The sequence below is a fragment of the Aeromonas sp. R1-2 genome, from assembly GCF_040908505.1.
Taxonomy (GTDB): Bacteria; Pseudomonadota; Gammaproteobacteria; order Enterobacterales; family Aeromonadaceae; genus Aeromonas; species Aeromonas veronii.
The window spans coordinates 20,634-41,456 of sequence record NZ_JBFODU010000053.1; the positions used below are offsets into that span (position 1 = coordinate 20,634).

Here is a 20,823-nt window from a genome sequence, read left to right on the forward strand (position 1 = left end):
CTTGCTGCCCGCCGCCGGGAAAATCCACAGGGCGGGCAATCCGGTCCAAAACTGTGGAGGGTGGCCTTAGGCCAGCTGATCCATCCGTTGCCACAGGCGGCTAGCCACCTTGCAGGCCTGCTCATAAAGGGGCGAGACATCGAACGGGAACTCGCGATCCTGATAGACCATGCGCCCCTCCACCATCACGCTGTTGACGCTGGCAGAGCCCATGCCAAAGGCGAGATGGCCACCGAGGTTGCGTGGCGCCAGCGGGGTCGGCGCGTCGTAGTCGCAGATGGTGAGGTCGGCCTTGTAGCCGGGCTCCAGGCGGCCAAATTTGGCGCCAAAGTTGCGCTCCAGCAGGGTGTTGCCGTTCCACAGGAACCGCGCAAAGCTGTCGGGCCAGAGCGCGCCGCCGGCATCTTTGTGCTTGAAGTAGGCAAACTTGAGCTCTTCGAGCATGTCGGAGCCGATGCCATCGGTGCCGAGCGCCAGATTGCGATACTCCGGCAGGTGCATGTTGTAGCCCACGTGGTTGTTCATGTTGGAGCGGGCGTTGTGCACCAGAAAGGCATCGCGGCTGTTAAGCAGCTCGATGTCGGACGGGCTCAGGTAGATGCCGTGGGCCACCAAGGATTTGCTGTCGATAAGGCCAAACTCGTCCAGCCGGGCGATGGGCTCCTTGCCATAGTGGTGGTGGCCGTGGGCCATGTCGTAGCGATCTTCCGCCACATGGATATGCAGGCCGCGACCGGTGACCTGCACCGCTTCGCGCAGCATGGCCAGCCCCTCGTCGGGGACGGTGAAGGGGGCGTGGGCACCGATATGGGCCTCCACCAGATAGGGTTCATTCCCCTTGGCCTTGGCCGCATCGATCTGTTGGGCGAACAGGATGTTCTCCTCCACCCCGGCCTGCAGCTCGGCGAGGCCGCCGTTGCGATCCGTGGTTTCGAAGCAGGTCATGCCGCGTAGGCCCGCCTCCATAAACCCTTTGCGCAGCACATTCAGGGAGCCCTTGATGAAGTTGGGCGAGGCGTGGTGGTCGATCACCGCGCTGCAGCCGCTCTTGATCGCCTCCAGCGAGCAGATGAGGCCGCTGTAGTAGAGGGACTCCTCATCGAGGGCCCGATCGAGCCGCCACCAGAGGTTTTTCAGGGTGGAGATAAAATCCGGGCAGGGGGCGATATTGGCCATGATCCCCCGCGACAGGCCGGAGTAGAAGTGGTTGTGGGCACAGACGATGCCCGGCATCACCAGCTTGCCCCCCATCTCCCGATAGTTGGCCTCCGGGTAGAGGGCCCGCAAATTGGGCCCCACCGCTTTGATAAGCGCTCCTTCGATGGCGATATCCACCCCTTCCAGCACCCGGGTCGGCTCCAGCTGGACGGCGGTGACGTTCTTCAGAATAAACATGGTGTGCTCCTTCGCTTATTCGTGGTTCGCTCAGGCCTCGACGGCCCCCAGCAGGTAGTGGTGATGAGCGTGGACATGGCTGATGATGCGGCACATGTCGCCAAGGGCCGCTGGTGCATCCTTGATCCGGCTCTGGGCGTCTATGGTCAGGCGATAGGTCTCACCATCCTGACGCACCCGCAGTTCGCCACCGTCAGCCAGATAGAAACCGGGGTTGCGGCTGTTGTCGAAATCGTCGGGCAGGCTGAAGATGGTGACCTTGTCCTGATAGGGCTTGCCCTGCCACGGGCAGAACTGGGCGCAGTTGCCACATTCGTTGCAGTAGGCATCCAGGTGCAGGGTCTGGAACTGATCCTTGAAGCCCGGCACCGCGATGGCGACATTGGCCCGGTTGGGGCAGACATCCACGCACTTGCTGCAGAGGTAGTTGCACTCGAGGCAACGGTGCGCCTCTTGCGCCACGAAGGCCTCCCGCTCGCTCTTGTCGACCAGGGTGACGGCGATGCTCCCCTTGCGGCGGTAGATCTCATCCTTGCCCGACGGCTGGATGGTCACTTCACTCTGCTGGCTGGCGATATGCTCGCGAGAGAGCACCAGATCCGCGGCACGGCGGGCACCACCAATGGCACCGACGATGGAGGACGGGCCGCTCTGCACGTCACCGATGAGGAATACGTTGCGACGGCTGGTTTCGCCGGTCTGGCTGTCCACCTCGGGCCAGCCATCGCTGCCAAGGGGAATCCCCATGGCTTTGAGCACCTCGCAGTCAGGCTGCTCGCCGATGGCAGTGATCAGCGCATCCATCTGCATCACTTCAGTCTGCTCGGTGGGCACCGGACGGCGGCGGCCCTGCTCATCAGGATCCCCCAGCGCCATCATCCGCACGGTGAGCTTGCCATCTTTCTCAAAGCGCTCCGGATTGGTGAGGAAGCAAAAACGCACCCCATCCTCCACAGCTTCCAGAAACTCCTCACGATAGGCGGGCATCTCTTTTTCGCTGCGACGGTAGATCACGGTGACATCGCTGACACCCGGCACCTTGAGGGCGGCGCGGGCGCAGTCCATGGCGGTGTTACCGGCGCCGATCACCGCCACATGGCGGCCCAGCGGCAGCGGTTTGCCCTGATTAAAGCTGCGCAGGAAGTTGAAGGACTTGTAGACCCGATCATGCCCCCCTTCTAGACGCATGCCGCCATTCTTGTCGGCACCGATACCAACGAAGACATAGGTAAAGCCCAGGGCGTGCAGCTTGTCGACGGTGAGCGCCGGATCGCAACCAAACTCGAACTTGACCCCGTGGGCGGCGACAAAGTCGATATCGTGCTGGATAAGCTCAGCCGGGATGCGGAACTCGGGGATAATGTGTTTGACCACGCCACCGGCATCCGCTTCGCGCTCGAACACGGTGACCGGGTGGCCGGCGCGGGCCAGGAAGTAACCGGCGGAGAGACCGGCCGGGCCTGCACCAATCACCGCAACCGGGTGCTTGTCACCGCTGCCTGCCGGCTTGTGCCAGCGGGCCTTGTACCCTTCCCAGCCGCGCTCCAGCGCTACTTTTTTCAGCTCGCGGATATTGAGAGGGCTGTCGTAGTCGAGACGGGTGCAGTTGTACTGGCACTGGTGATCGCAGATGTGGCCGGTGATGGCAGGCAAGGCGTTGCGCTGATAAATCAGCTCAAGGGCCGCGACATACTCCCCCTCGCCCATCAGGCGAATGTACTCGGGGATATCCTGATGCACGGCGCAGGCGGTGACGCAGGGTGCCACATAGCAGTCGGTCAGCGGCAGACCGCCCCCCACTTCGATGCGATCGTCGGACTTCCACTCCTTCTGGGTGTAATCCATGGTGAGCGCCTTGGCGGCAAGCGCTTCCAGCTTCGCCACATCCACCTGACTCATGGCCCAGCTATCGGAGGCATCGATCTCTTTGAGGCACTCGATCTGGCGCAGGTATCCACCCGGTTTCAGCAGGTCGGTGGCCATGGTGATGGGACGAATACCGGTCTCGAAGATCGCGGCGATGTTGAACTTGCTGGCGCCACCCGAGTAGGAGATGGGCAGCTTGCCATCGAAGGCGCGAGACAGCACGGCCGCCACGTTGATGGAGAGCGGGAACAGCGCACGGCCGGACATATACATCTCATCCCCCGGCAGCGCCCCCTTGCGGTTGATGGTGCCAAGGGTATTGGTGAGCTTGACCCCGAAGGTGAGCCCCTTCTCGGCCCCCAGCGCCATCAAGCGAGTCAGCATGGCTTTGGCCTGATCCAGCTTGAGGTCGTGATCGAACGACTCTTCGCTCAGACCAATGTAATCAAAGCCGCAGGTATCGAGGATCTCGCGCACCCGCGGGTAGCCCAGCAGGGTCGGGTTCAGTTTGACGAAGGTGTTGAGTCCCTTCTCTTCCAGCATGTAGCGGCAGATGGCCTCAATTTCGTTCGGCGGGCAGCCGTGCATGGTGGAAAGGGTGACACCGTGCACCAGATTGGCCGGGATGCGATCCACCAGCTGTTGCAGACGATCGCGGCGCGCCCCCAGCCCCAGCTCGGCGATAAACTGCTCGTCGGCCACCAGCTCGCGCAGCACCTGCTGGTACTCGGCAAATTTCGGACTTTGGCTTGCATCCATCAGGCTGTGGATAAACTGCTGCATCGGTGGCTGTTTGATGCCATCGAGGTTGTAACCCACGCTCATGTTGAAGATAAAGGACTTGGCCTCTCCGTCGAGCCGCGGGTCGAACACCTCTTCTAACAGGTAGAGGGCAAACCAGGCTTTCAGATACTCGTCAAACGCCTTGGGCAGGGTGAACTCGGTAGACCACTCGGTGTTGAAGCACTCGTCTTCGGCATCGATGCAGGGCTTTTCCAGTTCGAGACGGTCCAGGATCTGCACCGTCTTGAGCTCGATAAAGCGCCCGCCGGTCAGCCAGGAGGTGACGATGTTCTGGGCCAACTGGGTATGGGGGCCGGCTGCCGGGCCAATGGGGGTCTCGCAGGTTTCACCGAACACCTTGATCTTGCGCTCGTCCTGCTTGCGATAAAATTGTGCGGCGGGAATACCGAAAATGCTCTGACTCTCTTTATATTCCGCAAAAATACGGGTCAGAAGGTTCTTGAAGGGAACGGGTCGCATAATATCGCCCATGGCTATCTCCTTGCAGCTGTTCTGCGCATTGGCAGCATGAATAAATGGGGTATCCCGCACGGGCATTACCCCTTGGCAAGGAGAGGAGCAACTATCAGGCCACTCCATCGGCAAAACTATTTTTTAGGGTAAAAGCGTGAGATGGCTCGAATTAATGAAGGCGGTTTGGCATGTCGCCATTATGATTAATGAGAGTGGTTATCACTCACTTGAAATTTTATTCAAGGCAGTACCAGAGAAAAATGAAAAGTATCAAATCGGCAGCGATAAATATCACTTTGATAGGGTAAAAATCATCCAGCATTATCGCAAGCAAACCCCGGCCAATATGGCCGGGGCTGGCTTAAAAGTCACTGCTATATAAAAGGCGGTCGTCGCTATTTCGGTTTATCCAAAGGCTGCGAGATGACTCGGCGTTACCGCCCCGCTGGCTGCCATTGCACGCAGAGGGAGGTGGGCCCCAACGATGCGACTCAGCCCTGCTCGGTCGTAAACTCGTCGGCAGAACGCAGCTCCAGTTCGCCACGGATCAGCGCCTGATAGCGCTCGGGGGTATCGATATCAAAGAGGATGGCAGGACTCTCGACCGGTATGGTGCGATGGGGACGTTGCAGCAACCAGCGGCGCACCGAACCCTGTGCCGGCGCGGCAGCCAGCTCCCTTGCGAGGGATTTTGGCAGCAAGACCGGATGACCCGCCTCCCCCTCAAAGCTCGGGAACAGGGCGAGCTCTCCGCGCGCCTGCCACAACTGCTGATAGACCTCGCACGGGATACAGGGCAGATCCCCGTGGCTGATAAAGAGGTAGTCAGCATTGCTGGCCGCCAGAGCGCAGCGGATGGAACTGCCCAGCCCCAACTCATAGTCAGGGTTATGGACGATGAGGATGTCGGGGCGATTCCCATAACAGGCAGCGAGTTCGGCCCCGCGATGACCCACGACCAAAATAATCCGGGAGCAGAAGGCCAGGGCATTTTTGAGACTTGCATCAAGAATTGTCCCCGAGCCATAAGGTAGCATCATTTTCCATGCCCCCATGCGGGATGACAAACCTGCTGCGGTAATTATACAGTCACACTGTTCACGCCCCCGAGCCTGCACCTTTTCATTCACCTCGCTATTTATTTTGGTCATTGCCATGTCCTTGCCACACTCTGTTATTCACGCGTTTCCGGATATTGGTTCGCTTTTAAACCCACTGCTTGAAAATAGTGACAACCATACCACGCTAATTAGCCTTTGTGGTGCCGGCGGAAAAACCAGCACCCTGTTCTGGCTGGCGGAATATTTTTATAAGCAGGGTAAAAGGGTGCTAATTACCACCACCACCCGGATGTTTCTGCCAGCCCCGTCACACTATCGGGAATTGATTATCGAGACGGATCCCGTTCGTCAACTTACCCGCTGTCAGGCGCTGCCGGATGGCCCGACCCTGGTCGCCCTGTTCAGCCATCTCGACGAGCGCACCGGCAAGGTTGCAGGGCCGGATCTGCGCCAAATCGACCTGCTCAAAGGACAGCAGCGCTTCGATCTGATCCTGGTCGAAGCGGATGGCGCCCATCACAAGTTATTGAAAGTGCCCGCTTTGCACGAACCTTGCATTCCTCAGCACAGTGATTGGGTGATCGCCCTGACGGGCGGCGCCATGGTGGGGGCCAAGGCCGACCCGCAGCAGATCCACCGCTGGGCAGAGCTTCAGGCCCTGTGCGGGATAGAGGCCGGTGACCCCCTCGACTGGGCGCTGTTTCACCAGCTGCTCTCCCACCCCGAGGGGCTGTTCAAAGGCACCCCGGCCAGGGCCCGCCGGATCTGGTTTATCAATGGGGATTATCAAAATGAGGCGTCGTGGCTCGATGAATTGATAAAGCTGCATAGCCGCCACCCCGAGATCCATGCCATCTGGCAGGGGGCGGTTCGCGAGCCACAGCCCATTCGCCACGCACTCGGTTACTTCGCTCAGGATGAGGCTCAGCCGCCTCGCCCATGATGGTTTAAGGATAAGAAGAGGTACCTTATGAATCTGTTTTCACACGCAGCCCGACTGGAACAGGAGAACACGCCGTTTGCCATGGCCCAGATCATCGAGAGCCGTGGCTCCACCCCCCGCCATCAGGCCCAGATGCTAGTGATGGCCGATGGCCAGATCCTCGGCACCATCGGCGGCGGCATGATCGAGCGGCTGGTGATCGAGGAAGCGATGGCCGCCATTGCCGAGCGCAAGCCGCGCATCTTCCACGGCCGGATGGCACGCAACGGTGAGCATGCGGTCGGATCGGATTGCGGTGGTGCCATGTCGGTCTATATCGATGTCTATGGTCTGCGACCACGGCTGGTGCTCATTGGTGCCGGCCACGTCAACCGGGCTGTGGCCCATGCTGCGGCGCCGCTCGGCTTTGATGTCCATGTAGGGGATTGCTTCGAGGGGAGCCTCAACCCTGACCTCTTCCCCGCCGGTACCCATCTGGTGCAGGCCGATACCATCAGCGCGGTGATCGATAAACTGGCCATCGAGCCCGCCAACTTCGTCATCATCGCCACCAACCATCAGGACAAGGAGGCGCTGGATCGCCTCATCAGCCGTCCCCTCGCCTATCTGGGGCTGCTCGCCAGCAAGCGCAAGGTACAGACCTTCACCCAGGCGCTGCGCCAGCAAGGGGTGAGCCAGACCCAACTGCAGCAGCTGCACGCCCCCATCGGTTACAACATAGGTGCCGAAACCCCCGAGGAGATCGCCATCAGCATCCTCGCCGAGCTGCTGCAGGTGAAAAATGGCAAAGCGGGTGGACTGATGCAGGATGATGTGCGCCTCAAGCGGGATCAGCTGGTGGTGATGCGCGGCTCCGGCGATATCGCTACCGGCGTCGCGTTGCGGCTGCACAATGCCGGTTTCAAGGTGGTGATGCTGGATCTCGACAAGCCCACGGTGATCCGCCGCACCGTCGCCTTCGCGCAAGGGATGTTTGACGGCGAAACCAGCGTCGAGGGTGTGAGCGCCAAGCGGGTTGAGAACGTCGAGCAGGCGTTTGAGCAGCTGGATCGGGGCGTCATTCCGCTACTGGTTGACCCCGACTGCGCCACCCTCGCCGAGCTCAAACCGCGCTATCTGGTGGATGCCATCCTCGCCAAGCAGAACCTCGGCACCCACAAGGAGATGGCCCACATTACGGTGGCCCTCGGCCCGGGCTTTGAGGCGGGGCGCGACTGCGATGCAGTGATCGAAACCAACCGTGGCCACCATCTGGGGCGAGTCATCTATCAGGGCCCCGCCCAGCCCAATACCGGCATTCCCGGTGTCATCGAGGGGCACTCCGCCCGCCGGGTGGTGCGCGCCCCCGTCGCCGGGGTGATGAAGAGCATTATCAAGCTCGGTGATCTGGTGCAGGAAGGGGATGTGATCGCCCATGTAGGGGATGCCCCCATTATCGCGCCGCTCTCTGGCATGGTGCGGGGGCTGCTCAGTGATGGCATCGAGGTGCCAGTCGGCTTCAAGATTGGCGATATCGACCCGCGTGGCGAGCGGGCCGATGCCACCACCGTCTCTGACAAGGCCCGCGCCATCGGCGGCGCCGTATTGGAAGCCATGATGCATCTGGCCCAGCGCCGATAACGGCTCTTCGCGTCCCCCTCACCAAGCAAAAGCCCCACCATGATGGTGGGGCTTTTTTCGGCCTGTCGGTTGATGCAGCTCCTTTACATCAGGAGAACCTGCATCAAGACCGGGTTCGTTGCAATCGCCAGGCTCGCACCGCCAGCACAACCAGAGTGATGGCGGTGAGCGGCAATACAAAACCGGTTAGCGCTGCACTGAACTGACCTTGCAGCGGACTGGATGTGGCGTGGAGGATCAGCCAGCAGGTGTAGCCGATGTAGTAGGCCAGAAACAGCGCCCCTTCCCAGCGGGCGATGGTGTAACCGGTAAAGAAGATGGGCAGGCAGGCAAGCGCCACCGCAATCATTACCGGAATATCGAACTGAAGGGCGGTGGCCGACACTTCAAGCCCTCCCGGCGTCACCATGGAGGTGAGTCCCAGCACGCAGAGGATATTGAAGATATTGCTGCCGACCACGTTGCCCACAGCGATATCCCGCTCCCCGCGCAGGGCTGCGACGATGGAGGTCACCACTTCGGGCAAGGAGGTACCGGCAGCCACTATGGTCAAGCCGATGATCAGATCGCTCACCCCGAAGTAGTGGGCAATCTCCACTGCACTGCCAACCAGCAGGCGGGAGCCGAGGATCAGCAGACCCAGACCTGCGGCAATAAAGAGCAGATTGCGCAACCAGTTGCCCGCCGTACTCGCTTCACGGATACCAAACTCCTGCTCGTACTCCGCCTGCACCGCTTTGTTTTCCCGTCGACTCTGGACAAAGAGAAACCCGGTGTAGGCGATGATGCCGGCAAACAGCAGCGCTCCTTCGAAGGCTGAAATACGGCCATCCCAGCCAAACAGCAGCACCAGCAGCGAGATGGCGATCATCAGGGGCACATCGAAGCGCACCAGTTGCTGGGAGACCACCAGCGGCACGATCAAGGCCGAGATACCGAGAATAAACAGCACGTTGAATATATTGCTGCCGACCACATTACCCACGGCGATCCCCGCCTGCCCCTCGAGTCCCGACTGTATGCTCACCGCCAGTTCAGGGGCACTGGTCCCAAAAGCCACTATGGTCAATCCCACCACCAGTGGCGATATCCCCATCATGGTGGCGAGGCGAGATGCGCCCCGCACAAGAGATTCGGCCCCCACCACCAGACACACCAGGCCTACAGCCAACCACACCAGCGTCATCATACGGTCTCATCCTTGCCGTTAGGTTTGTTGAAATAATCACAATAAATCAGATACCTGTGCTCCAAGCACAGTCAGACCACGCCATTGTAACTAGGGGCTGGTCCCCTGTCGCGGGCTCTTTTGAGTGCTGTTTATTGTGCCACTGGCAGCCCAGTCACCCCTCAACCGTGCTTGATACGGGTCTCCCCCGCCACCGATACCACAGAGCGCTTGCCCTTGCGGCTAATCACCAACAATGCCAGCACAATAAGGGCGATGCCGCTCCCCTCCACCGGCCCCGGATTTTCCCCAAGCAGCCACCAGGAGAGCAGCACGCCCGTTACCGGCACCGCCAGGGTGCTGAGGCTGGCAATCCCCGCAGGCAGCTTTTTCAGCACAAACAGCCAGAGACTCCAGGCGATGGCGGTGGCGAAGATGGCGCTATAGGCCAGCGCCCCCATCACGTAGGGCTGCCAGTCGATGGGGCGCTCCGGCACCAGCGCCGCCACCAGCGCCATCACTATGGTGGCGTAGATCATCTGCCAAGTGGTGAGGGACATCAGATCCACCCCGGGATGGCGGGCATACATCCGCTTGGCGATGATGGCGCTGATCCCCCAGCAGATGCCGGAGAGGATTGCCAAGAGGGCACTCTTGAGGGATTCAAGATGCAGCAACCAGGGCTGGATCACCAACAGCAGGCCGCAGGCCGCCACCCCGACAGCCAGATAGTGCAGCTTGCGCATCCGCTCGCCGAGAAAGAGCGCCGCGAAGATCACCACCCAAAACGGCATGGTGTAACTCAGAATGGCCACCTTGCCCGCCCCGCCGCTGATCAGCGCCCACTGGGCCAGCCCCACCATGCCACAAGTCTGGAACAGGGCGATGGCCAGGGTATAGCGAAACGGGGTGGGCTTGAGATAACGGCGCCCGCGCAGTGCCAGCACCAGCAACAACACCAGGGATCCGCACAGGCAGCGCAGGGCGGTGAACTCGAACGCCCCCACGTAGAGCATCACCTGTTTCATCACGATCCAGCTGTAACTCCAGATGGCGGTGAGCAGGACCAATCCCCCCAGCGCCGCCATATTGATCTTTCCACTCATCTCTCACCACGCATTGCTCTGCCTCTCGCCTCTTGTTCCGATGGACCAACCCCTTATCTGGGTGGCTATCTTACCCCTGTGCTGGTGGGCTGCCCACGATCTATGGGAAATCGACCTCAGCCACAGTAGCGCCCGAGCCAAAAACAGCAGGGGGCCAAGGCCCCCTGTCTATCACCCCGTCATCGCGTTGCACGCTACAGGCTGATCACGGTCCCGGTCTTGCCGGCAATCCCCTCGGCCGCCTTCTCCAGCAAGGTGATCAGGGATTTACGTCCCGGCATGGAGGTCGCGAACGAGAGCGCCGCCTCCACCTTGGGCAGCATGGAGCCCTTGGCAAACTGCCCCTGGGCGATAAAGCTGTTGGCATCTCCGACGCTCAGCTGATCGAGCCACTGCACATCGGGCTTGCCGAAGTTGATGGCAACCTTCTCCACCGCGGTGAAGATGATCAACATGTCGGCGTCGATGAGCTCCGCCAGCTTGGCACTGGCCCAATCCTTGTCGATCACCGCACTGGCACCGCGCAGGTGATTGCCCTCACGCAGCACCGGAATGCCACCGCCACCGACGGTGATCACCACCTGACCGGCGGCCAGCATGGCAGAGACGGTCTCTTTCTCGATGATATCGACGGGTTTGGGAGATGCGACCACCCGGCGATAGCCACGGCCGGCATCCTCTTTGAGCCGCTCGCCCTTGGCCATCAGCGCCTCGGCCTCCTCCTTGCTGAAGAAGCCGCCGATCGGCTTGCTCGGGTCAAAGAAGGCGGGATCGTTTTTATCCACCTCAACCTGGGTCACCAGAGTGGCGACCGGCTTGTGAATGCCGCGTTCCAGCAGGGCTTCGCGCAGGGCATTTTGCAGGTCATAACCGATATAACCCTGACTCAGGGCCACGCAGACCGACATCGGCAGATGGGGGGACTTGGGCTCGTGGCGTGCCGCCACTTCGAACGCCTGCTGGATCATTCCCACCTGCGGCCCGTTGCCGTGGGTGACCACCACCTCGTGCCCTTGGGCGATCAGGTCGGCGATAGTGTGCGCCGTGCTCTGCACCGCCTTCATCTGCTCGGGCAGGTTGTTGCCCAGAGCGTTGCCCCCCAGGGCCAGTACGATTCGCTGTTTCATCTTGTGCTCTCCGATGAGAAGGGTGGGCCGGTGTCATACCGGCTTGGTTGTTCGGTCTATCGCTGTGTTGATGGTTGTTCTCTGACCGCCGCGCCCAGCTGTGGATCAAAGGGTGCTCTGGCCAGAAAACGGCCATGACCACGCCGCCCGAGGAACTCGCCGTCGCGAGCGACTATCTCGCCGCGACTGAGGGTCATCCTGATCTGGCCGGGGCAGCGCATCCCCTCGTAGGGGCTGTAGTCACCGTTGTCATGCAGCGCGGCATGGCGGATCAGGGTCTCGCCACGGGGATCCATCAGCACCAGATCGGCGTCGGCCCCCGGTTGCAAGTTGCCCTTGCACGGCCAGAGACCGAACAACTTGGCCGAATTGGCGCTGGTGAGGGCCACGAAGCGCGATGGCGAGATGCGCCCGCCCAACACCCCGTGGGCAAACAGCAGCAGCATCCGGTTTTCGACCCCGGGCAAGCCGTTGGGACAGCGGCTGAAATCGCCGCCCGAGAGGGTCATGCGCTGGGCGTGGGAGAAGTTGCAGTGATCGGTCGCTACCGTATCGATGTCACCCGCAGCGATACCGACCCACAGCTTGTCCTGCTCGCGGCGCGAGCGCAGCGGCGGGCTGAGCAGATAGTCGACCCCGTTCTCCCGGTAGTAACAGGAATCATCCAAAAGCAGATATTGCGGGCAGGTCTCCACCCAGACCGGTTGGCCCTGACGGCGCGCCAGTTTCAGATACTCCAGCCCCAAGCCGTTGGATAGATGGACGATATAGAGTGGCGCATTGCCCGCGAGCCCCGCCAGATTGATCATCCGGGCGATGGCCTCCGCCTCGCACTCCAGTGGGCGGCTCTGCGGGTGATACCAGGGCTCATGGTGGCCAGCGGCGAGCAGTGCCGCACGGCGCGCCGCGATGGCGGCATCGTTCTCGGGATGGACGGTGGCAAGCGCCCCCACCTCCTTGAGGCGGGCCAGGGCGCGCAGCACGTCGTGATCTCCCAACTTGTACTGGTAGGTGAGATAGAGCTTGAAGCTGCTGATCCCCTCCTCCTGCACCATGGCGGCCATCTCGTGGAGGATGGCGTCATCCACATGCTGGATCACGCCATGAAAGCTGTAGTCGATCACCGCCTGATCGGCGGCATAGTCGTGATAACGGGCCAGCTGGTGATGCAGGTTGCACCCCGCCGGGCCAAATCCCATGTGATCGACGATGGTGGTGGTGCCACCACAGGCGGCGGCACGGGTACCGCTGAAAAAACCATCGCAACTGCGGGCGATGCCTACATTGATGTTGAAGTGGGTGTGGACGTCGATGCCACCCGGCATCACATAGCAGCCGCTGGCATCGATCAGCTCGGTTTCGCCATCGGGCTGGATATCGGCGGCACGGGCGCGGATCACCCCGTGCTCGATCAGCAGATCCTGACGATATTCACCCTGCGCATCGACCAGCACACCGTTTTTGATCAGCCGTTTCATCCCCACCACCTCGAACATCACTTCAAACAGCAAGGCCCCGCCTCAATGGAGACGGGGCACTTGCAACAGCCGGGCGGTGATGAGAGTCACCACCCGGCAGACCCCTTACTTGTCCAGCTCGGCCAGATAGAGCATGGGGATCACGGCGTACATGGCGGCGCACTTGACCAGATGCTCTTTCCAAGTCTTCTCGTTCGGGGCATGGGCCTCCGGCTCTTTACCCGGGCCAAAACCGATGACCGGAATACCGTGGCGGCCCATAATGGAGACCCCGTTGGTCGAGAAGGTCCACTTGTCCACCACCGGCTCCTTGTTGAACAGCTCGCGATAAGCCTTGGAGAGGGTTTTGACGGTGATGTGATCCTCTTCCACCTTCCAGGTCGGGAAGTAGCACTCGGTCGGATAGACCAGACCTGTGTAGGCCGGACGGTCGTACTGGTACATGGAGACCTCGGCACCGGCGGCTTGCACCGCAGGCAGAGCGCGGATCTCGTCGAGTGCCCCTTGCCAGGTCTCGCCCCAGGTGAGACGGCGGTCGATGGAGACGGCGCAGCTGTCCGCTACGGCGCAGCGGCTCGGCGAAGTGAAGAAGATCTCGGAGACGGTCAGGGTGCCCTTGCCGAGGAAGTCGTCATGACCGAGGTTGTGGCTGAGCTCCTGCAATTCGCCGAGGATCGGGCCCATCTTGAAGATGGCGTTGTCACCGCGCTCAGGCGCAGAGCCGTGGCAGCTCACCCCCTGCACTTCCACACGGATCTCCATGCGGCCGCGTTGGCCACGGTAGATCTGGCAGTCGGTCGGTTCGGTACTGACCACGAACTCGGGGCGGATCTTGCTCTGCTCGATGATGTACTGCCAGCAGAGACCGTCGCAATCCTCTTCCTGCACGGTACCGGTCACCAGCAGGGTGTACTGATCTTCCAACCCCAGATCCTTGATGATCTTGCCCGCATAGACCATGGAGGCCATGCCGCCTTCTTGGTCAGATGCGCCACGACCACCGATGATCTCGTGATCTTCCATCCCCTCATAGGGGTCGAACTTCCAGTTGGCCATGTTGCCGACGCCCACGGTATCGATGTGGGCATCCATGGCGATCAGGTGCGGGCCGTGGCCGATATAGCCCAGCACGTTGCCCATGGGATCGATCTCGACCTTGTCAAAACCAACCTTCTCCATCTCCTGTTTGATGCGCAGCACCACGCGCTCTTCATCGCAGCTCTCGCTCGGGATGGCGATCATGTCGCGCAGGAACTGACTCATTTCGGCCTTGTACTGGTAGGCCTTCTCCAACACCATTTCAAACGGAATTTGCTTGCTCATTGTGATTCTCCATAACAACTGAGAGTGCGCGGCCTGTTCATCGGTAGCGCCCTGTGCCCGTTACCGCGCCCCGTTGGCGAGGCGCGATCAGTTCTTCAATTCGAGTCTCTGCTCTCGCAGGGATTACTCACAGCCGGGGTTAATCGCAGACAGGATGTTTGCCTTCCCACACCACTTCCCGGTAGTGGGTCACATCGGTGTCCCCTTCGGTGTTGATGATCAGCACCACGGAGTCGCGACTTAGCCCGAGACGTTCCATCAGCGCCGCGCGATCCGGGTGGTGACGCACCGCCGCCAACACGCCGGTACCGACCGAGCCGGACTCACCGGAGATGATGCGCGGATCATTGCCAAGAGGGTTGCCCAGCACTCTCATCCCCAGCGCCGACACCTTGTCGTGGCAGGAGATAAACTGGGTAGTGCAGCTTCTGAGCAGTGGCCAACCGAGGGGGTTGGGTTCGCCACAGGCGAGACCGGCCATGATGGTGCGCATGTCGCCCCCCACGTTGACCATCTCCCCCGCCACGCCGGAGCGGTAGATGCAGTCGGCCTGATCCGGCTCGACTACGATACTGTGCAGGTTTTTCGCCCCGAAGCAGTCCACCAGATAACCGAGCACCCCGCCCGCCAGCGCCCCGACCCCGGCCTGCAACAGCACGTGGGTCGGCTGCTTGATGCCCATACCCTGCATCTGCTCGACCGCTTCATCGGCCAGGGTGGAGTAACCCTGCATGATCCAGGTCGGGATCTTGGTGTAACCCTCCCAGGCGGTGTCTTGCACTATGTGCCAACCGCGCTCTTCGGCCATCTTCATGGTCAGGCGCACGGTGTCGTCATAGTTCATGTCGGTGACGATGCACTCGGCACCGAGATTGAGGATGTGGTCAACCCGCTCCTGGGCTGAGCCCTTGGGCATGTAGACCACCGCATGCTGACCTACCTGCTTGGCGGCCCAGGCGACGCCGCGACCGTGGTTGCCATCCGTGGTGGTGGCGAAGGTCATCGGCTCCTTGATGGTGCGTTTGATGAGATCGAAAGAGAAGTCCTCGATGGCCACCCCGTACTTTTCACAGAGCAGGTTGGCGATGGCATAAACGCCACCCAGCATCTTGAAGGCGTTGAGGCCAAAGCGCTTTGACTCGTCCTTGACCAATATATTTTTCACCCCGATATAGGCGGCCAGATCTTTCAGGTCGCACAAAGGAGTCGGCTCATAACCGGCCAGTTTTTTATGAAAAGCGCGAGCCTTTTGTGCTTCGGCGCGAGAAAACAGCGGAGATGGCTCAGCGGTAAAAAAGCGGTTATCGGCAATATCCATCTTCAAAGAAAATTGGGACATGCTTACCTCACTAGGCGTTACCTGACAAAGAGCTGCCTCGCCGGGAGATCCGTTATTCAGATACCACGGGGAGAAAACTCGAAATAATGGGTTCGACAGCGTGGGCAGGATGAATATTCACCCTGCCCTGCCGTTATTTATTTCACCCGTTTTTGCGCCTCTTTAATCAGATTTTCCAGGGTTTCTGCCGGGGCAGAGAATTTACGGGCCATGATCATGGCGGCGATAATATAGGGCTTCCAGCTCGCCTCTTTGTAAGTGGCGATACGATATTTCTCGAATACCCCTTCGGTTACTTCGCCCTCTTTGCAGGAGACGCCGGAAATATCAGCCGGCAGGCAGTGCATATAGAGCGCCTCGCCCCCCTTGGTGAGCTTCATCATCTCCTCGGTGCAGTGCCAATCCTTGTGCTTGGCGTTCTGCTCAAGGCAATGTTTTTCCAGATCTTTCAGGCCAGCGTGGTCATTGGCACGCAGCAACTCGGTGCGCTGCTCCATCACCTTGTAGGGAGCCCAGGACTTGGGATAGACGATATCGGCATCCTTGAAGGCCTCTTCCATGGAGGTGACCTGGCGGAAGCTGCCACCGGATGCCTTGGCATTCTCCTTGGCCACTTCGATCACGTCCGGGATCAGGTCATACCCTTCCGGGTGGGCCAGGGTCACGTCCATCCCAAAACGGGTCATCAGGCCGATGATGCCCTGCGGCACGGAGAGCGGCTTGCCGTAGCTCGGGGAGTAAGCCCAGGTCATCGCAATCTTCTTGCCCTTGAGGTTTTCCAGGCTACCGAAGTGCTCCTGCAACCAGGCCAGATCAGCCATGGACTGGGTCGGGTGATCAATGTCGCATTGCAGGTTGACCAGCGCTGGACGCTGGGGCAGCACCCCCTTCTCGAACCCTTCATCCAGTGCGGCGCCCACTTCGCGCATATAGGCGTTACCGGCACCGAGGAACATGTCGTCACGGATCCCGATGGCATCGGCGCAAAACGAGATCATGTTGGCGGTTTCACGGACGGTCTCGCCGTGGGCGATCTGGGATTTGCCCTCGTCCAGATCCTGCTGGGCCAGACCGAGCAGGTTCAGGGCAGAGGCGTAAGAGAAGCGGGTTCGGGTGGAGTTATCGCGGAAAACCGAGATACCGAGCCCGCTGTTAAACAGTTTGGTGCAGATATTTTCGGCGCGCAGGGTCTTGAGGGATTCGGCCAGTTTCAATACCAGCTCCAGCTCCTGAGGAGTTTGCTCCCAGGTCAGCAGAAAATCTTTTTCATGCAGGTTGGATTTGAGTGCTCTGATCTCTTTGATTAATTCGTTAACTGCTTTCATCGTTCGCCCCAATCATTGGATGAGATATGGATAGCTCCCCTTTCACTCACGATGTCACCAGCATCCCGGTTGTGGGTGAGCGCGTCGGTTAGCGTCGATATGAGGCAATCAATAACCATGCCAAACCAATAAAATGCAGGCAGATATTAATAAATGGCGAAAGTGTGTGATGCCACCCACAAAATCAGCGGCTATTTCAGCCGTTTATTCAATAAAAAGGTGAGCGGACCAGCCAAGCCATAAAATAGCCGGGTGATAATAATCAGAGGCGATATCTCGGCATCGGTGAGAATTATCATCAAAGGTCAGTTTCAGGGGCTGAAATGATATCGGCGGGGCTGTCGTTATCATTATGATAATGCCGTGCAGTACCTTGCTCTTTTGTTACGACCTCTTCTGCAGAAATGTCACGGCCATTTAACCACCCTTGCACTCCCCGCCCGTATCGCCTCTCGCCTTATCTTCTGGCCACATCGCTGGGCGCGGTTAGCCCAAGGTGCTAACGTGAATACGCCAACTGCGCATCTGTCTCGGATGCTCAGGAGAGGCCGACCGTTCACTGCCGCAACTGCGCGGATGAACCTGCATGACTTACATCTTTGAGGGATTATCTATGTCCAGGAATGCTGCTCTGCTCATCACCCTGACCCTGCTCGGTATCGCTCCTGCCCACGCCATCAGCGCCAAATATGCCGAGCAACTGGAGCGATCCGGCTGCACCCAGGTCACCGAGGCGCAGGGCTGTGACATTCACAAAACCAAAGCGGAAAATGCCAAGGCGGGATTTGGCATGGCCGCCCCGGCCACGGAGGGCGGTCTGAATCTGAGCTATGAGCAGAAGCTGGAGCGCTCGGGTTGCACTCAGGTGAGCGAGCTTAATGGCTGCGATATCAACAAAACCAAGGCTGAGAACGCGGCTGCCGGTGTTGGCAATGCTCCGGCCGCGGCAACCAGCGGCAGCCCCTATACGGGCAACTGGATCGCCACCTTCCCCCAAACCGGCGCCACCGTGGCCAATATCCACATCGATGGCAAGGATCAGGTGTGGGTCAACGACAAGAAGGTCAATGCCAAGAAATCCGATGGCGCGCTGGTGTTCAAGGATGGCATGGTCATCTACACCATTCAGGGGGATCGCCGCATCAAGGGTGAAGATGGCTGGGTCGATAATGATGCTGGCACCAAGGGGCCCATCAACGCCAAGTAAGCAGCTGACCACGAAATGACGGGGAGCGCGGGCTCCCCGTTTCACACCTGATTGCCTATCTCTTCCAATGACCAGCTCCGCCAGTGAGGGGCCAGAATTAATACCTCCTGTTCCAGCCAAGTCCCGTCTGTGATCAGTCTATCGAGCCAGGGAATGCCTGCCGACGCGCCATGACCATCAACCTGATCAGCCTGCATCGTCACACGCCAGGGCACCTTGCCACTGTCCGTCGCAAAGGTGCGTACCGGACGGGCATAGTGATCCAGATAAGGTTGCAACTCACAGGGAAGCCAGAGCATGGCCGGTCGATTTAGCTCGCGCGCCAGCTTGATGGCAATATCGATACCCCGTTGATCGAGATCGCCAAAATGGGCCCACTGCACGCCCGCAGGCAGCAGCGGGATCAGCTGTTTGGCCAGGGTGGTATTGCGACCGGGGGCAAAAAGCAGCAGTTGCCCGGGTTGCAGCGGGTAGTCGACAAAGGCCCCCTTGTTCTCCAACGTAATGACCCGATCCCCTTGCCAGCCGATGGTAGCCAGCGTGCCCAGAGTCCGCTCCGGCAACGCCAACTCTCCCAACAACGCCATCATTACAGTCATATCGTGCTGCTGACCCTGCAGATCGACCAGTGAGAGCGGTTCGAGGGTACGGATGCGGATCACCTCATCCTGCGTGAGCGACAATTCCGCAAGCTGTGGCGCGGCAAGGGATGCTGACCGCGAATGCTTGCTGTCCCCATGCCAGAGGGCATAAAAGCAGGCCTGATTAAGCCGTGCAGGCAAACTCACTCCCATTCGTTGCAACTGCTTACGCTTGTCCAGTTCGGGGGGAACGACCTGCGCCAGCTGCCCGAGCAAATAAGTCCGTCCCGCCTCGGTCAACACATAAGGAGCACCACGGCCAACCGGCTTGATCCCGCCCACCGCCTGCAACAGATCCTTCAACTCCCTACCATGCCGGCTCTCAAGGGAGCAGCCCTTCTCGTTCTGGCTATCGAGCAACCGTGCACACAAATCCTGTACCCGCACCTCATTAAACAGCGACATCCTCACCTCTCCATGTGGCTTCATATGACGAAGTAGAGGTGATTTTCCCTGTCATTACCGTGACCGGCTTCGCGAGCGGTTCTTATCAACCCCGCCATGCATGGCCCGTTACTGGTAAACCCGCCACAAAGGGCGCAAGCTGGTTTGATATAGAGATACGCTGCACTCTTCGCGGCACGACAACGCGATACCCGCTTCCACAAGGGCTTGCCATGACCGACGCCACAGACCCCTCGCCATCCTCTTCCTGGCATCTTTCGGATATCCGCGAGCTGGCGCACCTGCTGACTCTGGCGCTGCCCGCCGCGGTAGAGATCACCGAAGCGGTACATCAGGCGGTACTGAGCGGTATGGGGCTCAAGGGAGGAGATGAGGGAAAAACAGCCGGGATCACCGGGCTGGTCTACAAGGGGGTACATGGCGCCGCCAACACCCTGGGCAGCGGCATCAACCAACTGCTCAGCCGGCTGCCAGCCACACCGCCGCCCCACCAGATTCCCGAGACGCCCAAACGTGCGGCCCTGATCGCCACGCTCAACGGCGTGTTGGGGGACAAGCTGGTCGAGTACCACAATGCCCTCGCCACCCCCATGATCCTGCGCTATCAGGGCAAGCCCCTCGATTGGCAGGCGATACCGGAGGATCTACTCCGCGAGGGACGGGTGCTGCTGATGATCCATGGCCTCTGCATGAACGATCTGCAGTGGCAGACCGAGCATCAAGGCAAGCCGGTCAATCACGGAGAGCAACTTGCCGCCGTGCTTGGCTATCAGCCTCTTTACCTGCGCTACAACTCGGGCCTGCCCATTGCACAAAACGGGCAGCTACTTGCCCAGTTGCTGGAGCAGTTGCTCGCCCACTGGCCGGGAGAGCTCAAAGAGATAACGATAATGGGCTACAGCATGGGGGGACTGGTTGCACGCAGCGCCTGCCACCATGCCAACCAGACCGGGCTCAACTGGCCTGTACGCCTTGCCAATCTGATCTTTCTAGGCACACCACACCACGGCGCGCCGCTCGAACATGCAGGTCACTGGCTGGAACAGTTGTTGCCCGCTACCGCCTACAGCGAACCCTTCGTCAGACTGGCGCGGCTGCGCAGTGCAGGCATCAAGGATCTGCGCCACGGCAAGGTGATCGAGACGCTCGCCGCACCCGACCCCGCAGTGCCCTTGCGCGATCCCCGCGTTCCACTCCCCTTGCCCTGCAGCGTCAACTGCTATGCCATCGCCGCGACCACTGCCGCCAAGCGCAGCCTGCTGGCCGACCGGCTGATTGGCGATGGACTGGTGCCGCTACGCAGCGCCCTCGGTCAGCACAACGAAGCACGCCATCAGCTGGCTTTTCTTCCTGCCCATACCCTGATTGTCTATCACACCAGCCATATGGCCCTGCTCGCCAGCCCGCAAGTGGGCCAGCAACTGCTGCGCTGGCTCAGCCCCTTGCAGCTATAACGCGCTGGCTATTAGAGCAACAGAGTGCTGGTTCACAAGGTATCCCTGTGGCACTCTGGGACGTCAAAGGAATGAATCGTCCCCAGTTCCCTAGACACCTCACAGCCC

16 protein-coding genes are annotated in these 20,823 nt (G+C 60.1%); 5 read left to right on the forward strand and 11 right to left on the reverse strand.

Annotated elements, in window-relative coordinates; all coding sequences use genetic code 11:
* Nucleotides 1-66 precede the first annotated feature (66 nt).
* Nucleotides 67-1,395 (reverse strand): putative aminohydrolase SsnA, encoded by a 1,329-nt coding sequence (gene ssnA / locus AB5Y76_RS18620; RefSeq protein ID WP_263717694.1) that lies wholly within the window; start codon nucleotides 1,393-1,395, stop codon nucleotides 67-69.
* A 30-nt stretch (nucleotides 1,396-1,425) separates the two neighbouring features.
* Nucleotides 1,426-4,536, reverse strand: coding sequence for a putative selenate reductase subunit YgfK (gene ygfK / locus AB5Y76_RS18625; RefSeq protein WP_263717695.1), 3,111 nt, complete (start codon nucleotides 4,534-4,536; stop codon nucleotides 1,426-1,428).
* Nucleotides 4,537-4,672: 136 nt separating this feature from the next.
* On the opposite strand from ygfK, the gene AB5Y76_RS18630 reads away from it, so the two are divergent.
* Nucleotides 4,673-4,900, forward strand: coding sequence for a hypothetical protein (locus AB5Y76_RS18630; RefSeq protein ID WP_263717696.1), 228 nt, complete (start codon nucleotides 4,673-4,675; stop codon nucleotides 4,898-4,900).
* Nucleotides 4,901-5,009: 109 nt separating this feature from the next.
* Here the strand turns inward: AB5Y76_RS18630 and mocA are convergent, their stop codons facing one another.
* Entirely contained in the window at nucleotides 5,010-5,675 is a 666-nt protein-coding gene (mocA, locus tag AB5Y76_RS18635) for a molybdenum cofactor cytidylyltransferase (RefSeq protein WP_318528154.1), read from the reverse strand.
* Between mocA and yqeC the strand changes: the two genes are divergently transcribed.
* A complete protein-coding gene (gene yqeC / locus AB5Y76_RS18640; RefSeq protein WP_263717697.1) occupies nucleotides 5,674-6,522 on the forward strand; it encodes a selenium cofactor biosynthesis protein YqeC in 849 nt (282 codons plus the stop codon). The two genes, mocA and yqeC, sit on opposite strands and share 2 nt — an antisense overlap.
* 27 nt (nucleotides 6,523-6,549) lie before the next feature.
* Complete coding sequence (gene yqeB / locus AB5Y76_RS18645; RefSeq protein ID WP_263717698.1) at nucleotides 6,550-8,142, forward strand: selenium-dependent molybdenum cofactor biosynthesis protein YqeB; 1,593 nt, start codon at nucleotides 6,550-6,552, stop codon at nucleotides 8,140-8,142.
* Between the two features lie 103 nt (nucleotides 8,143-8,245).
* On the opposite strand, the gene AB5Y76_RS18650 is transcribed toward yqeB, so the two are convergent.
* The 7 genes from AB5Y76_RS18650 to ygeW form a co-directional block, all read right to left on the reverse strand.
* Complete coding sequence (locus AB5Y76_RS18650; protein WP_263717699.1) at nucleotides 8,246-9,331, reverse strand: calcium/sodium antiporter; 1,086 nt, start codon at nucleotides 9,329-9,331, stop codon at nucleotides 8,246-8,248.
* A gap of 161 nt (nucleotides 9,332-9,492) precedes the next feature.
* Complete coding sequence (locus AB5Y76_RS18655; RefSeq protein WP_263717700.1) at nucleotides 9,493-10,416, reverse strand: DMT family transporter; 924 nt, start codon at nucleotides 10,414-10,416, stop codon at nucleotides 9,493-9,495.
* 194 nt (nucleotides 10,417-10,610) lie between these two features.
* A complete protein-coding gene (gene arcC, locus AB5Y76_RS18660) occupies nucleotides 10,611-11,543 on the reverse strand; it encodes a carbamate kinase (protein ID WP_263717701.1) in 933 nt (310 codons plus the stop codon).
* 56 nt (nucleotides 11,544-11,599) lie between these two features.
* Nucleotides 11,600-13,021 carry a dihydropyrimidinase gene (gene hydA, locus AB5Y76_RS18665; protein ID WP_263717772.1) on the reverse strand — a complete coding sequence of 474 codons (1,422 nt, stop codon included), beginning with the start codon at nucleotides 13,019-13,021 and terminating at the stop codon, nucleotides 11,600-11,602.
* A gap of 105 nt (nucleotides 13,022-13,126) precedes the next feature.
* Nucleotides 13,127-14,344, reverse strand: coding sequence for a YgeY family selenium metabolism-linked hydrolase (locus AB5Y76_RS18670; protein ID WP_069528193.1), 1,218 nt, complete (start codon nucleotides 14,342-14,344; stop codon nucleotides 13,127-13,129).
* A 139-nt stretch (nucleotides 14,345-14,483) separates the two neighbouring features.
* Nucleotides 14,484-15,683, reverse strand: coding sequence for a diaminopropionate ammonia-lyase (gene dpaL / locus AB5Y76_RS18675; protein WP_263717702.1), 1,200 nt, complete (start codon nucleotides 15,681-15,683; stop codon nucleotides 14,484-14,486).
* 137 nt (nucleotides 15,684-15,820) lie between these two features.
* Nucleotides 15,821-17,008, reverse strand: a complete 1,188-nt coding sequence (ygeW, locus tag AB5Y76_RS18680; protein WP_139426915.1) for a knotted carbamoyltransferase YgeW — start codon at nucleotides 17,006-17,008, stop codon at nucleotides 15,821-15,823.
* A gap of 613 nt (nucleotides 17,009-17,621) precedes the next feature.
* Between ygeW and AB5Y76_RS18685 the strand changes: the two genes are divergently transcribed.
* On the forward strand, nucleotides 17,622-18,215 hold the full coding sequence (locus AB5Y76_RS18685; RefSeq protein WP_368177808.1) for a hypothetical protein: 594 nt from the start codon (nucleotides 17,622-17,624) through the stop codon (nucleotides 18,213-18,215).
* 41 nt (nucleotides 18,216-18,256) lie between these two features.
* On the opposite strand, the gene AB5Y76_RS18690 is transcribed toward AB5Y76_RS18685, so the two are convergent.
* Nucleotides 18,257-19,261: a Wadjet anti-phage system protein JetD domain-containing protein gene (locus AB5Y76_RS18690; RefSeq protein ID WP_263717704.1), complete on the reverse strand. Its 1,005-nt coding sequence runs from the start codon at nucleotides 19,259-19,261 to the stop codon at nucleotides 18,257-18,259.
* 212 nt (nucleotides 19,262-19,473) lie between these two features.
* On the opposite strand from AB5Y76_RS18690, the gene AB5Y76_RS18695 reads away from it, so the two are divergent.
* Nucleotides 19,474-20,715: a triacylglycerol lipase gene (locus tag AB5Y76_RS18695; protein ID WP_263717705.1), complete on the forward strand. Its 1,242-nt coding sequence runs from the start codon at nucleotides 19,474-19,476 to the stop codon at nucleotides 20,713-20,715.
* The last annotated feature ends 108 nt before the right edge of the window (nucleotides 20,716-20,823 follow it).

Bases quoted from the DNA above. Each gene is read 5' to 3' on its own strand.
- mocA (WP_318528154.1), bottom strand. From the start codon at position 5,675: ATGGCAATGACCAAAATAAATAGCGAGGTGAATGAAAAGGTGCAGGCT.
- ygeW (WP_139426915.1), bottom strand. From the start codon at position 17,008: ATGAAAGCAGTTAACGAATTAATCAAAGAGATCAGAGCACTCAAATCC.
- yqeB (WP_263717698.1), top strand. From the start codon at position 6,550: ATGAATCTGTTTTCACACGCAGCCCGACTGGAACAGGAGAACACGCCG.
- AB5Y76_RS18670 (WP_069528193.1), bottom strand. From the start codon at position 14,344: ATGAGCAAGCAAATTCCGTTTGAAATGGTGTTGGAGAAGGCCTACCAG.
- ssnA (WP_263717694.1), bottom strand. From the start codon at position 1,395: ATGTTTATTCTGAAGAACGTCACCGCCGTCCAGCTGGAGCCGACCCGG.
- hydA (WP_263717772.1), bottom strand. From the start codon at position 13,021: ATGAAACGGCTGATCAAAAACGGTGTGCTGGTCGATGCGCAGGGTGAA.
- AB5Y76_RS18695 (WP_263717705.1), top strand. From the start codon at position 19,474: ATGACCGACGCCACAGACCCCTCGCCATCCTCTTCCTGGCATCTTTCG.
- AB5Y76_RS18690 (WP_263717704.1), bottom strand. From the start codon at position 19,261: ATGTCGCTGTTTAATGAGGTGCGGGTACAGGATTTGTGTGCACGGTTG.
- dpaL (WP_263717702.1), bottom strand. From the start codon at position 15,683: ATGTCCCAATTTTCTTTGAAGATGGATATTGCCGATAACCGCTTTTTT.
- arcC (WP_263717701.1), bottom strand. From the start codon at position 11,543: ATGAAACAGCGAATCGTACTGGCCCTGGGGGGCAACGCTCTGGGCAAC.
- ygfK (WP_263717695.1), bottom strand. From the start codon at position 4,536: ATGGGCGATATTATGCGACCCGTTCCCTTCAAGAACCTTCTGACCCGT.
- AB5Y76_RS18655 (WP_263717700.1), bottom strand. From the start codon at position 10,416: ATGAGTGGAAAGATCAATATGGCGGCGCTGGGGGGATTGGTCCTGCTC.
- AB5Y76_RS18685 (WP_368177808.1), top strand. From the start codon at position 17,622: ATGTCCAGGAATGCTGCTCTGCTCATCACCCTGACCCTGCTCGGTATC.
- yqeC (WP_263717697.1), top strand. From the start codon at position 5,674: ATGTCCTTGCCACACTCTGTTATTCACGCGTTTCCGGATATTGGTTCG.
- AB5Y76_RS18650 (WP_263717699.1), bottom strand. From the start codon at position 9,331: ATGATGACGCTGGTGTGGTTGGCTGTAGGCCTGGTGTGTCTGGTGGTG.